Below are 14,708 nucleotides of genomic sequence, written 5' to 3'. Positions count from 1 at the left end.
AGCCGGAGATCACCTCCGCCGCGCGGTATCGGGCACCGCGCAGCACTGAGGAACAGATCTTGACCACGGTATTCGCCGAGCTGCTCGGGCTCGACCGAGTAGGCGTGGACGACGGCTTCTTCGAACTCGGCGGTGACAGCATCCGCTCGATCCAGGTGGTCTCGCGCGCGCGGGAACTCGGCGTCGAGATCAGTCCGCGGGAAGTGTTCGAATATCAGACCGCCGCGGCGTTGGCGACGGTGGCCGCCGGGCGGGCCGTCACGGTTCCGGTGCTGGCGGAGTTGCCCGGTGGCGGGGTCGGGTGGCTGCCGCTGCTGCCCGCGGCCCGGTTCGTGCGGGAGCTCGGCGCGGGATTCGACAGCTTCACGCAGTCGCTGCTGCTCGAGCTGCCGGTGGGGATGGATCGGGCGGGCTTGGTGGCGACGTTGACCGCGGTGGTCGATCGCCATGATGTGCTGCGGTCGCGGTTGATCGATGACGAACGCGGCGCGGGCCTCGAGGTGGCGCCAGCGGGTGCGGTCGACGCGGGTCGGTTGCTGCACCGTGTCGAAATGACCGGCGCCGAAAAGGATTCCGCCGAACGGGCGGAGTTGATCGGCACCCAGGTGCGTGCGGCGGTGGGACGACTGGCCCCCTCGGCGGGGGTGATGGTTCAGTTCGTGTGGTTCGACGCGGGACCCGAGCAGGCGGGCCGACTGTCGGTTGTCGCCCATCACTTGGTGATCGATGGCGTGTCGTGGCGGATTCTTTTGCCGGACTTGGCTGCCGCGTGGCGGGACGTGTCGGTCGGGGCGCCGCCGGTGCTGGTCGGAGCCGGAACCTCCCTGCGCCGGTGGGCGCACGGGTTGGTCGAGCAAGCTCGCTCACCGCAGCTGGTGGACCAGTTGTCTTGGTGGCGTTCGGTTTTGGACGCGCCTGATCCGATGCTCGGCGAGCGTGCGCTGGATCCGGTCGTCGACGTCATGGCGACCGTCGATCAGGTGAGTGTCCAGCTTCCAGCGGCGGCGACCGAAACATTGTTGACCGCTTTGCCTTCGGTGTTCCACGGCGGGGTCGAGGACGGTTTGCTGGCCGCATTGGCGGTGGCGGTCGCCCGCTGGCGGCACCAGCGCGGCGCGGGTGCGGAATCGGTGTTGATCCGACTGGAAGGCCATGGCCGCGAAGAGGACACCGTTCCCGGTGCCGACTTGTCCAGTACCGTCGGCTGGTTCACCAGCATGTACCCGGTGCGGCTGGCCGCGTCGGCCGCCGAATGGGATGAGCTCTGCGCCGGTGGCCCGGCCGCGGGCGCCCTGTTCAAGTCGGTTAAAGAGCAACTGCGTGCCGTGCCGGACAAGGGCATCGGCTACGGGCTGTTGCGCTACCTGAACTCCGATACCGCTGCGGTGCTGCAAGAGTTTTCGACGGGCCAGATCGGGTTCAACTACCTCGGCAGGCTCACCGCCACCGATCTGCTGCCGCAGCGGTGGCAAGGGGCGGGCTGGACGCCAACTGGAGATCAGGGATCCATCGCGGCCCCCGACCCGGCGATGCCTGCGCTGGCGGCGCTCGACGTCACCACGATGGTCGTCGACACCAGCGCGGGCCCGGTGCTGCAGGCGGTGTTCGCGGCACCCGCCGGTGTCCTGACGAAGGCCGAGACGGCGGACCTCGCCGAACTGTGGCGGCGGGCGATGTCCGGGCTGGCACAGCATGCCGGGACGCCCGGCGTAGGCGGTTTGACACCCTCGGACGTGTCGCTGGTGCGGTTGGCGCAACCCGAGATCGAGGCGCTGGAAGCGCGGTATCCGGGATTGACGGATGTGTGGCCGCTGACGCCGATGCAATCGGGGTTGCTGTTCCATCAGGCGCTTGCGGACCCAGGGTTGGATGCCTATCACATGCAGGTGGTGTTCGGGCTCGATGGGCAGGTGGAGCCGGAGCGGCTGCGCGCGGCGGGCCAGGGACTGCTGGATCGGTATCCGAATCTGCGGGTGGGATTCACGCCGGGCCCGGACGGTCGGCCGGTTCAGGTCGTCGTCTCCGGTGTCGAATTGCCTTGGCGTGTACTGGATGTGCGTCATCTCGGCCAGGCCGATCGGGAGCAGGCGGCGAACCGTCTGCTCATCGAGGATCAGCGGGCGCATTTCGATATGGCGATTCCGCCACTGCTGCGGTTGACGCTGCTGGTGCTGAGCGATCGGCGTTCGGAGTTGGTGCTGACCACCCATCACGTGCTGACAGATGGCTGGTCGCTGCCGCTGCTTATTCGAGAGTTGTTGCGCCTCTATTGTTCTGATGGAACGGCGACGGACCTGCCGCAGCCACCCGCCTACAAAGCGTTCTTGACCTGGTTGGGGGAGCAGGACACAGAAGCGGGCGTGCGAGCGTGGCGCCGCGAACTCGACGGCGTCTCCGAACCGACTTTGCTCGCGGACAGTATGCGCGACAGCGGTACCGTCGTCGCCGACGTCGTACGGGTCGAAGTACCCCTGGATGGCGAGACCGGATCGGCGGTGCAACGGCGGGCAGGCGAACTCGGCGTCACGGTGAACACCGTCGTCCAAGCCGCGTGGGGCATCCTGCTCGCCGCGGCGACCGGACGCCATGATGTGATCGCCGGGGCCACCGTGTCGGGCCGTCCGCCGGTGCTCGCCGGGGTGGACTCGATGGTCGGGTTGTTCATCAATGCGGTGCCCGTGCGGGTGCGGTTCGGTCCCACCGACACGCTGGCAAACCTGTTGACCGACTTGCAGTCTCGCCAGACCGCCCTGCTGGACTACCACCACGTCGGACTGAGCGACATCCACCACGCCGTCGGTGTGCCGGTCCTGTTCGACACCCTCATCGCGTTCGAGTCCTATCCGGTCGACCGAGCCGGGATCGCGGAGGTAACCGGCAGCAGCGGCATCACGATCACCGAACTGCGCCCGAATTCCGCGACGCACTATCCGTTGACGGTCATCGCCGGTGCCGCACCCACCCTGACGCTGTACCTCGAACATCGCACCGACGAGATCGATCGCGTCGACGTCGAGGCGATGGCGCAACGGCTGGTGCGGATTCTGCGGCAGGTGGTGGCGGATCCGGATGTCCCGGTAGCCTCGATCGACCTCCTCGGGCCCGCCGAACGTGAACTGGTGGTGCACCGTTGGAACGACACGGCGCTCGCGGTTGCCGACACCACCGTCGTCGGGTTGTTCGAGGCGCAGGTCGCTCGGACGCCGGACGCGGTCGCCGTCCTCTTCGGCGACGCCGAGGTGTCGTATCGCGAGCTCGACAGCCGCGCCGATGAGCTGGCGCGTGTCCTGACTGCGCGGGGCGTGGCCTCGGACAGCATTGTCGCGGTGGCGGTGCCCCGGTCGGTGGAGTTGATCGTGGCGTTGCTGGCCGTGTTGAAGGCGGGCGGTGCCTATCTGCCGATCGACCCCGCGTATCCGTCGGATCGGTTGGCGTTCATCCTTTCCGACGCCGCACCGGTTGTGGTGGTGACCGATCTCGCTACCGCGAGCGTGCTGCCTGATGTCACGGCACCGCTCTACCTGGACGCGCTCGATAATGCGGTCGTTGCCGCGAAGGATTCCGGCGATGCGCCGAAGCCGCAGAATTTGGCGTATGTGATCTACACATCCGGCTCCACAGGCGTCCCCAAAGGTGTTGGCATCACGCACCGTAACGTGGTGAATCACGTTTCTCAGGGATGGCTGACCGGCCCCGCCGAACGGGTGCTCGTGCATTCGTCGATGGCCTTCGACGCGTCGACCTACGAGATGTGGGCGGCGCTGTGTACCGGTGGCGGCTTGGTGCTGGCAGCTGAATTGCGTTCGGATCCAACGGAAATGCTGGAGCTGGTCGCAACGCGCGCGGTGACACGGCTTTTCGCGACACCGGCGCTGTTGACGGTGCTGCTGGATCACGCGGAAACTCTGCCCGGTAACCCTTTCGAAGGTGTAGCGCAGGTGATCGCCGGTGGTGCCGAGCTTTCCTCGGCATTGGCGCGCCGGGTGCAGGCCGTTGCGCCCGGCGTGGCGGTGCTCAATGGATACGGGCCGACCGAGACCACCGTGTTCGCGACGACTTTCGCCGCGGACCCCGACTCGCAAGGGTCGGTGCCGATCGGGCGACCGTTGGCCAATATGCGGGCGTACGTGCTGGATTCGTGGTTGCTGCCGGTCCCGGTGGGCATTGCGGGCGAGTTGTATGTGGCCGGTGCGCAGTTGGCCAGGGGGTATCAGGGTCGGGCCGGCTTGTCGGCGTCGCGGTTCGTCGCCGATCCGTTCGATCAGGCCGGTGGCCGGTTGTATCGCACCGGCGACGTCGTGCGCTGGACCTCGACGGGCGCACTGGAGTTCGTCGGCCGAGTCGATGATCAGGTCAAGATCCGCGGCTTCCGTGTCGAGCCCGGCGAGATCGAACCCGCGCTGGCGCAACATCCTTCGGTCGCGCAGGCAGTGGTCGTCACTCGCGACACCGAAACAGGCGGCAAGCAGCTGATCGGCTATGTAGTCGCCGACCGCACCGGTGCGACCGTGCTCGACGGTGCGGCGGTCCGGGAGTTCGTGGCCGGACGGCTGCCCGATTTCATGGTGCCGACGGTCGTGATGGTGATCGACGCGGTGCCGTTGACCGCGAACGGCAAGTTGGATCGCAAGGCATTGCCCGATCCGGAGGTGAGCTCGTCACGGGCATACCGCGCGCCGATGTCGATGGCGGAGGACGTGCTGGTTTCGGTCTTCGCCGAGGTACTCGGGGTGGACCGGGTCGGCGTGGACGACAGCTTCTTCGAGCTCGGTGGCGACAGCATCCGCTCGATTCAGGTGGTGTCGCGGGCACGCGAGCTCGGGGTGGAGATCAGCCCGCGGGAGGTGTTCGAGCAGCAGACGGCCGCGGCGTTGGCCGCGGTGGCGGCCGGGCGTGCGACGGCCGCGCCGGTGCTGGCGGAACTGGCCGGTGGGGGCACCGGGTGGATGCCGTTGTTGCCGGTGGCCCGGTTCGTGCGCGACCTGGGTGGCGGGTTCGACACCTTTACCCAGTCGATGGTGCTGGACTTGCCGGTAGGCATCGATCGAGCGGGGTTGGTGGCGACATTGTCGGCGGTGCTCGATCGGCACGATGTGCTGCGGTCGCGGCTCATCGACGACGCGCGCGGGGCGGGGCTCGACGTGGCGCCGGTGGGCTCGGTGGACGTGGACGGACTGCTGTCCCGGGTATCGGTGGCAGGGGTCGCGGACCTGTCCGCGGTGGTGATGTCGGAGATGGGGACCGCGGTGGGCCGGTTGGCTCCGACGGCCGGAGTCATGGTGCAGTTCGTCTGGCTCGATGCCGGTTCCGAGCAGGCGGGCCGGCTGGCCGTGGTGGCGCATCATCTGGCGGTGGACGGTGTTTCCTGGCGAATTCTGCTGCCGGACTTGGCAACCGCCTGGCACGACATCGCCATCGGCGAGACGCCCGCCCTGCCGAGGACCGGAACCTCGATGCGGCGGTGGGCGCACGGATTGGTCGAGCAAGCTGCCCTGCCGGAGCGCGTTGCGGAGTTGCCGTGGTGGCGCGCCGTCCTCGACGGTCCCGATCCGATGCTCGGCACCAGGCCGCTGGATCCAGCGATCGATGTGATGGCCGATGTCGGCCACGCGCTCGTCCGTATCCCGGCATCGACCACCGAGGCGCTACTCACGCTGGTGCCGACGGCATTCCACGGCGGCGTCGAGGACGGCCTGCTCGCCGCCTTGGCGACCGCGGTGCGCCGTTGGCGCGAGCGCAAGGGCGTCCGCGAGGAATCGGTGCTGATCAGGTTGGAGGGGCACGGTCGCGAGGAAGCCGTGGTACCCGGCGCCGATCTGTCCACCACCGTGGGTTGGTTCACCAGCATGTTCCCGGTGCGGGTGACCGCGCCCGTGGCGGAGTGGGCTGAACTGTGTGCCGGCGGCCCGGCCGCCGGCGCGGTGGTCAAGGCGGTGAAGGAACAGTTGCGGGCCGTGCCGGACAAGGGCATGGGCTACGGGCTGCTTCGGTACCTGAACCCCGCGACGGCCGAAGTGCTGCAACAGTATTCGGCCGGGCAGATCGGCTTCAACTACCTCGGCCGATTCACCTCGACGGATCTGCTGCCGCCCAGGCTGCGTGGCGCGGGCTGGACGCCGTCGGTCGATGCCGGACAACTGGTCACCCCGGTGGACCCGGCGTTGGCGTCGACACCGGCGATGGCCGTGCTCGACGTGAACACGCTGGTGCTCGACACCGAGGCGGGGCCGGTGCTGCAGGCCGTATTCGCCGCGCCCGCAGGAGTATTGGCCGAGACCGAGATCGAGGAGTTGGCCGGGCTGTGGCGTGACGCGGTCCAAGGCCTGGTCGAGCACGTGACGGCGGGCGGGGGTGGGTTGACGCCGTCGGATGTGGTGGCGACGGGCCTGGATCAAGGCGACATCGAGGTGCTGGAGGAGCAGTATCCGGGGTTGCTGGACGTGTGGCCACTGACGTCGATGCAGTCGGGGTTGCTGTTCCATCAGGTGCTGGCGGGTTCGGGCTTCGACGCCTATCACATGCAGCTCGTGCTCGGGTTGATCGGCCAGGTAGACGAGGGCCACATGCGGTCGGCCGGTCAGGAACTGTTGGCTCGATACGCGAATCTGCGCGTCGGGTTCGTCGCGGATCGTCGGGGTGACGCGGTTCAGGTCGTTTTGAACGAGGTGGAGTTGCCGTGGCGCGCGGTGGATTTGCGCGACGTGGCGGACGACGATCGGGATGCGGCGCTGCAGCGGCTGCTCGCCGACGATCGCGATGCGCACTTCGACGTCGCGGTTCCGCCGCTGGTGCGGTTGATGCTGGTGCGGACGGGCCCGGATCGCTCCGAATTGGTAGTGACCGCTCATCACGTATTGCTGGATGGGTGGTCACTGCCGCTGCTGATCGTGGATCTGTTCCGCCTGTACGGCGGATCCGAGGTGCTCGCGCCCCCGGCCGAGTACAAGCAGTTCCTGAAGTGGTTGGGGGAGCAGGACTCCGAAGCGTCGGTGCTGGCGTGGCGTCGGGAACTCGACGGCGTGCACGAGCCGACTTTGCTCGCCGACAGTGTGCGTGGCATCGAAAAGGCCGGTGGTGCCGATGATTCCGCGCTGCCCGAGGTGGACCGGATCGAGGTGCCACTGCCCTCGGCGACGGCCACGGAACTGACGCGGCGATCGACGGAACTCGGGGTCACCCTGAGTACCGTCGTGCAGGGCGGCTGGGGCGTGCTGCTCGCCGTGTCGACGGGCAGCCACGATGTGCTGGCCGGCGCCACCGTGTCGGGTCGTCCCCCGGAGCTCGCCGGGGTCAATTCTATGGTCGGGTTGTTCATCAATACCGTGCCCGTCCGGGTGCGATTCGGCCCCCGTGACACCCTCGCGAACCTGTTGCGCGACTTGCAGTCTCGCCAGACGGCGCTGCTCGACCACCACCATGTGGGACTGAGCGATATCCACCAGGCCGTCGGCGTCAACGTCCTCTTCGACACCCTCATCGCGTTCGAGTCCTATCCGGTCGATCACCACGGCATCGGGGAGGTCGCCAACACCGGCGGCATCGCCATCAGCGACTCGCACCCGAACGCACCGACGCACTACCCGCTGACGGTAATCGCGAACACCGCGCCCACCCTCACGCTGCAGTTGGAGTACCGGCCCGATTCGTTCGATCGGTCCGCGGTCGAAGCGATGGCGCAGCGGCTGGTGCGAATTCTGCAACAGGTAATCACGGATCCGGATGTCGCGGTGGCCTCGATCGATATCCTCGGCGCCGCCGAACGCGAACTGGTACTGCGTGAGTGGAACGACACCGCCGCCCCGATCGAGCCGGGCCGCACGCCGGTGGGATTGTTCGAGGCGCGGGTAGCCAAGGCGCCCGACGTGATCGCCCTCATCGGGCCGGGCGTCGAGGTGACCTACCGGGAACTCGATTGCCGAGCCGATCACCTTGCGCGGGTGCTGATTTCGCGCGGGGTGCGGCCGGACAGCATCGTCGCCGTCGCCGTTCCTCGATCGGTGGAGTTGATCGTGGCGTTGCTCGCGGTGCTGAAGGCCGGCGGTGCGTATCTGCCGATCGACCCGGCCTATCCGTCGGATCGGTTGGCGTTCATCCTCACCGACGCCGCACCGGTCGTCGTGCTGACCGATCACGCCACCGCACGCATCCTGCCCGACACGGAAGCGCCACACCTCTACCTCGATACCCTGGACGCGCTCGACGCGGTGGCATCGAACGGCCGGGCCGTCATCGGTCCACAGAATCTGGCGTACCTGATCTACACCTCCGGGTCGACGGGCGTGCCCAAAGGTGTTGCCATCACGCACCATAACGTGACAAATCTAGTGGGCCAGCGGTGGGCGAAGGGTCCGGGCGAACGCGTGCTGATGCACACGTCGGTCTCGTTCGACGTCTCGACCTACGAGATCTGGCCGACGCTGTGCGGCGGTCACACGCTGGTGCTGACCGGTGAATTGCGTTCGGATCCAGCGGAAATGGTCGAGGTGATCGCCAGGCACGAGGTGACCCGGGTCTTCTCAACACCCGCGCTCATGCCCGCGCTGCTCGATCGGGTCGAGACGTCCTCCGGCGACCCTTTCCGGACGCTGACGCAGGCGGTGGTCGGTGGTGCCGAGGTGTCCTCGGCGCTGGCTCGCCGGTTGTGGGCGGTGGCCCCCGAGGTCGAAGTCGTCAATGGCTACGGCCCGACCGAGGCAACGGTGTTCGCGACGGTGTGCGTCGCCGACCGCGGCTCGGCGAACGCGTCGGTGCCGATCGGCCGCCCGCTGACCAATGTGCGGGCGTTCGTGCTGAATTCGTGGTTGGCGCCGGTCCCGGTCGAGGTGGCCGGTGAGCTGTATGTGGCCGGAACCCAAACGGCGCGGGGCTATTACGGCCGCGCGGAACTGACCGCCGCCCGATTCGTGGCCGATCCCTTCGACCCGGTGGGCGGGGGCCGGTTGTACCGCACCGGTGACGTGGTGCGCTGGAACAGCTCCGGACAGTTGGAATTCCTCGGCCGGGTCGACGATCAGGTCAAGATCCGTGGCTTCCGGATCGAGCCCGGCGAGGTCGAAAGAGTACTGGCGCAACATCCTTCGGTATCGCAGGCGATCGTGATCGCGCGCGACGCCGAGACCGGTGGTAAGCAGTTGATCGGCTATGTGGTCGGCGACCGGCTCGACAGGGGAGAGGTGCGCCGCTACGCCGCCGAGCGGCTGCCCGACTACATGGTGCCGACTTCGGTGCTGGTGATCGACTCGGTGCCGTTGACCGTGAGCGGGAAGCTGGATGTGAAGGCGCTGCCGGTCCCGGAGTTCAGCTCGTCGGCGCCCTACCGTGCTCCGCGCAGCGCGGACGAACGGGTGCTCGCCGAGTTGTTCGGCGAGGTGCTCGGTCGCGATCGAGTCGGCATAGACGACCACTTCTTCGAGCTGGGCGGCCATTCGCTGCTGGCCACCCGCCTGGCCAGCCGGATCAGGGCGGTGCTCGGGATCGAGGTGCCTATTCGGGCGGTCTTCGACGCCCCGACGGTGGCGCGGTTGGCGACTCGACTCGACGCCGATGTGCGGTTGCGTCCCACGCTGGCGACTCGGTCGCGACCGGACGTGGTCCCGGCGTCGTACGCGCAGCGGCGGCTGTGGTTCATCCACCGGATGGAAGGACCGTCGGCGACCTACAACATCCCGCTGGCGGTGCGCATGCGTGGCCTGGATGTGCCGGTGCTGCGTGCGGCGATCGGTGATGTGATCGCACGGCACGAGAGCCTGCGCACGGTCTTCGTCGAGGCCGACGGTTTGCCCGCGCAGCAGGTGCTCGACGTCGGATCCGTCGAGGCGCCGATGGTCGTCATCGACACCGACCCAGCTGAATTGGACGCGGCGGTGGCCGCGGCCGTGCGCTACGGATTCGACCTGTCCAGCCAGATCCCCATCCGGGTCACGGTGCTGCGACCCGGCGCCGACGACTGCGTGGTGGTGCTGCTGGTGCACCACATCGCCGGTGACGGGTGGTCGATGGCGCCGCTGCTGCGGGATCTGTCGGTGGCGTACGCGGCTCGGCTCGGACATCGGGTGCCGGACTGGGAGCCGTTGCCGGTGCAGTACGTGGACTACACGCTCTGGCAGCAGGAACTGCTCGGCGCGGCCGACGATCCCGACAGCCTGCTTTCGCGCCAATTCGACTATTGGCGTGCCGAACTCGCCGATCTGCCCGAGCAACTGCGCTTGCCCACCGATCGGCCGCGGCCACGGGTGGCCAGCTATCGCGGCGACATGGTGCTGTTCGAAATCGAGGCGGCGCTGCGCGATGGTGTGCAGCGGTTGGCCGCTCGCGAGGGTGCGACGGTGTCGATGGTGTTGCAGTCGGCGCTGGCCGTGCTGCTGTTCAAACTCGGTGCCGGAGAAGACATTCCGCTCGGCTCGCCGATCGCGGGCCGCACCGATGAGGCGTTGTCCGAGCTGGTCGGCTTCTTCGTCAACACCTGGGTGCTGCGGACCAAGCTGGCACCGGCGGCGGAGTTCACCGAGATCCTCGGCCAGGTCAGGTCGAAAGCGCTGGCCGCGTACGAGAATCAGGACGCGCCATTCGAGCTGCTGGTGGAATTACTCAACCCGACTCGCTCGGCGGCGCACCACGCGCTGTTCCAGGTGACGCTGGCCTTCCAGAACAACAGCCTGGCCAATCTGGAGTTGCCTGGCGTCGGTTTCGAGCCGTATCACGCTTCCCTGGCCGCCTCGCGATTCGATCTGTTCTTCAACATCGCCGATGCCCCGGCAGGGATGGCGTGGACCGGGCTGATCGAGTACGCGACCGAGTTGTTCGATCGGTCCACCGTCGAGGCGCTGGCGGCGCGGTTCGTGCACGTATTGCGGGCGGTCGTTGCGGATCCGGCGGTACCGGTGGGGTCGATCGATGTCCTCCAGACCGCCGAGCGCGAGTTGGTGCTGCATCGTTGGAACGACAGCACGATCGAGCTCGATGCCGACCGTACCCTCGTTGGGTTGTTCGAGGCGCAGGCCGCCCGGACGCCGGACGCGGTCGCCGTGATCTGCGCGGAGGCCGAGGTGTCGTATGGGGATCTCGATGCGCGCGCCGACCGGTTGGCTCGGGCGCTGGTCGCTCGTGCGGTGCGGCCAGACAGCGTGGTCGCGGTCGCGGTGCCCCGGTCGGCGGAGTTGATCGTGGCACTGCTCGCGGTGTTGAAGGCGGGGGCCGGGTATTTGCCGATCGACCCGGCCTATCCGTCGGAGCGGTTGGCGTTCATCCTCGACGATGCCGATCCGGTCGTCGTCGTCGTGACCGATCATGACACCGCCGATGCCCTGCCTGACACGGCAACTCCGCGACTGTATTTGGATGGTCTCGAGACGACCGACGGGTCGGACAGCCTCGATCAGGTGGTGGTGCGGCCGCAGAATTTGGCGTACGTGATCTACACGTCCGGTTCTACCGGTGTCCCCAAAGGTGTTGGTATCACGCACCATAACGTGGTGAACCACGTTTCGCAGGGATGGCTGACCGAACCGGCCGAGCGGGTGCTGGTGCATTCGTCGATGGCCTTCGATGCGTCGACCTACGAGATGTGGGCGGCATTGTGTGCCGGTGGCGGTCTGGTAATGGCCAGTGAGCTGCGTTCCGATCCGGGTGAAATGCTCGACCTGGTCGCCAGGCGATCGGTGACGAGGATGTTCGCGACGCCGGCGCTGTTGTCGGTATTGCTCGAGCGGGTCGAAGCTATGCCCGGCAACGCATTCCAGGGTGTGCGCCAGGTGATCGCCGGTGGTGCCGAACTCTCCTCGGCCTTGGTGCGCCGGGTCAATGCCGTGGCCCCCGAGGTAGCGGTGGTCAATGGCTACGGGCCGACCGAGACCACCGTGTTCGCGACGACCTTCGCTGCCGACGCGGACACGGAAGGTCCCGTGCCGATCGGGCGGCCGTTGCTCAATATGCGGGCGTACGTGCTGGATTCGCGCTTGCTGCCGGTCCCGGTCGGGGTCACCGGTGAGTTGTATGTAGCCGGTGCCCAATTGGCGCGCGGATATCGGGGCCGGGCGGGACTGACCTCGACCCGCTTTGTCGCCGACCCATTCGACGCGGCAGGCGGTCGCTTGTATCGCACCGGCGACGTAGTGCGCTGGACCTCCACGGGCGCACTGGAGTTCGTCGGCCGCGTCGATGACCAGGTCAAGATCCGCGGCTTCCGAGTCGAACCCGGCGAGGTCGAAACCATACTGGCGCAGCATCCTTCGGTAGCCCAAGCCGTGGTGGTCGTGCGCGAGACCGATATCGGCGGCAAGCAGCTGATCGGCTATGTGGTGCCCGAGCGGTCCGGACCGGTGGTCGGTGAAGACGAACTGGTCGGGCAGTGGCAGCGGGTCTACGACGACTTGTATTCCGCCGCAGACGACACCGAGGGCGGCGCGGATATTGAAAGTGCCCCGTTCGGTGCGGATTTCGGTGGCTGGAACAGCAGCTACACCGGGGCCGCGATTCCGCTTGACCAGATGCGGGTCTGGCAGTCGGCCACGGTCGAGCGGATTCGCGCGCTCGCGCCACGGCGGGTACTCGAGATCGGTGTCGGATCGGGCCTGTTGCTGTCGCAGGTGGCTCCGGAATGCGACGAGTACTGGGCAACGGACTTCTCGGCCGCGACAATCGCCACGCTGCGGGCGCGATTGGCTGAGCTGAACGAGGATTGGGCCGACCGGGTCGAGCTGAGCGTGCGCGGCGCGGACGACACCGACGGATTGCCGGGACCCTATTTCGACACCGTGGTGTTGAACTCGGTGATCCAGTACTTCCCCGGTGAGCGGTATCTGCGTCGAGTACTCGAACAGGTACTGGGCCTGCTCGCCCCCGGCGGTGCCGTGTTCATCGGCGATATCCGCAATCTGGCGCTGCTGGCGGAGTTCACCACCGCGGTCCAGATCGCACGCAACGGCGGCGACGATCCAGCGGCCGTCAGCGATCGAGTGCGCCGGGACATCGCCGCAGAGCAGGAGCTGCTGCTCTCGCCCGAGTACTTCCTGGCCTTGGGTCGTGCCCTCGACTTCGATGGCATCGATATCGAGCTGAAGCGCGGATACGCCGTGAACGAGCTGACCAGATATCGATACGACGTGGTCCTGCGCAAGACTCCGGCGTCGTCACTGTCGGTCGCCGACGCACCGAAAGTCCAATTCTGTGACCATGTTTGGCTGCGCGCGCTGTTGCGCACCCGGCATCCCGACGGCGTCCGGGTCACCGGGATCCCACACGCCGGACTGACCGGGCAGATCGAAGCCGTGCGGCAGATCCGGGCCGGCAATCCGGTGTCGGCCGACGGGCAGCTCGTTCCGCTCGCGGTCGGTTTCGAAGGCGTGGTCGCCGACCACGCCGCGCGCCTCGACGCGGGTCTGCTGCCCGAAGACCTGCACGTCCTCGGACAGCAACTCGGATACACCACCTCGGTCACCTGGTCGGCGGTGGCGGGACACATGGACGCGGTCTTCGTCGACACCGAGACGGCCAAGGATCGCCCGCTGACCGGCGGGTACCTGGCCCCGGCAGCGGTGGCGGAACCGGCGAGGTACGCCAACAGCCCGCAGGCGAGCCTGCTGGCCGCCGACGTGCGCCGGTGGGCCGATGAGCGGTTGCCGGAGTTCATGGTGCCCGCGACCGTGCTTGTGCTCGACAGCGTGCCGTTGACGGCGAACGGAAAGATCGATCGCGGCGCACTGCCCGACCCGGAAGTGTTGTCCGCCAACGAGTATCGCGGCCCGCGCGACGAGCGTGAGCGGACGTTGACGGAGTTGTTCGCCGAGATCCTCGGCCTCGACCGCGTCGGCATCGACGACGACTTCTTCGCGCTCGGTGGGCATTCGCTGCTGGCCACCCGCCTCACCAGCCGGATCCGGGCGGTGGTCGGTGTCGATCTGCCGGTTCGGGTGATCTTCGACGCGCCCACCGTCGCCGAACTGGCGGCCAGACTCGACGAGGGTGGCGCCGTGGGAACGGATTTCGATCCGATCCTGATCCTGAAGAGTTCGGGCTCGCGGGAACCGCTGTGGTGTCTGCATCCCGGCGGCGGTCTCGGCTGGTTCTACCAGCAACTCGGCAGGCACCTGCCCGATCGGCCGGTATACGCCATTCAGTCTCGTGGCCTCGACGGTGGACCGACCGCAGCCTCCATGGCGGAGATGGTGGCGGACTACATCGATCGGATGCAGACCCTCCAGAGCGAGGGGCCCTACTATCTGCTCGGCTGGTCCTATGGCGGCGTGGTCGCGCACGCGATGGCCGCCGAATTGTCCAGGCGGGGAATGCGAGTCGGATTCCTCGGCGTCCTGGACAGTCAGCCGCCGCAAGGGGAGGCCGCGGATTCCGATGTCACCGACGAGCAGGCCATGGCCGGTGTCCGCGCCTGGGCCGACGACCGGTTCGGCGATCAGCTGGACGCGCCGGTCATTCAGGAGTTGGTGGAACGGCTGACGAAGGTCCTCATCAACAATTGCCGACTGTGGGAGGGCTACACCTCGCCGCATTACGACGGCGACATGACAGTCTTCGGCGCGACGCTTGATCAGGAGGGGAACCGAACGGTCGACGCCAAGAACGAGCTCGAACAAGCCTGGCGCGGGTACCTCGGCGGCCGTATCGAGGTCATCGAGGTGGACTGTGCGCACGGCGACTTCGATCGCCCCGACATGATGAGTCTGGTCGGCCGAATACTGAACACCCTGCTGTGA

At 67.5% G+C, this 14,708-nt stretch carries 1 protein-coding gene (running past one end of the window); it reads left to right on the top strand.

Annotation, left to right across the window (positions count from 1 at the left end; translation table 11 throughout):
- Positions 1 to 14,708, top strand: partial view of a non-ribosomal peptide synthase/polyketide synthase gene (locus ACIA8C_RS07930; protein WP_397132813.1) — the 3' portion only. The gene continues 6,076 nt to the left of window position 1, outside the view; the window shows 14,708 of its 20,784 coding nt (coding positions 6,077-20,784); its start codon lies off the left edge, out of view; its stop codon occupies positions 14,706 to 14,708.

This window comes from Nocardia sp. NPDC051321 (assembly GCF_044455225.1).
GTDB lineage: Bacteria > Actinomycetota > Actinomycetes > Mycobacteriales > Mycobacteriaceae > Nocardia.
Note: the sequence above shows the minus strand (reverse complement) of the source record. Positions and strands in the feature narration are given on the sequence as shown.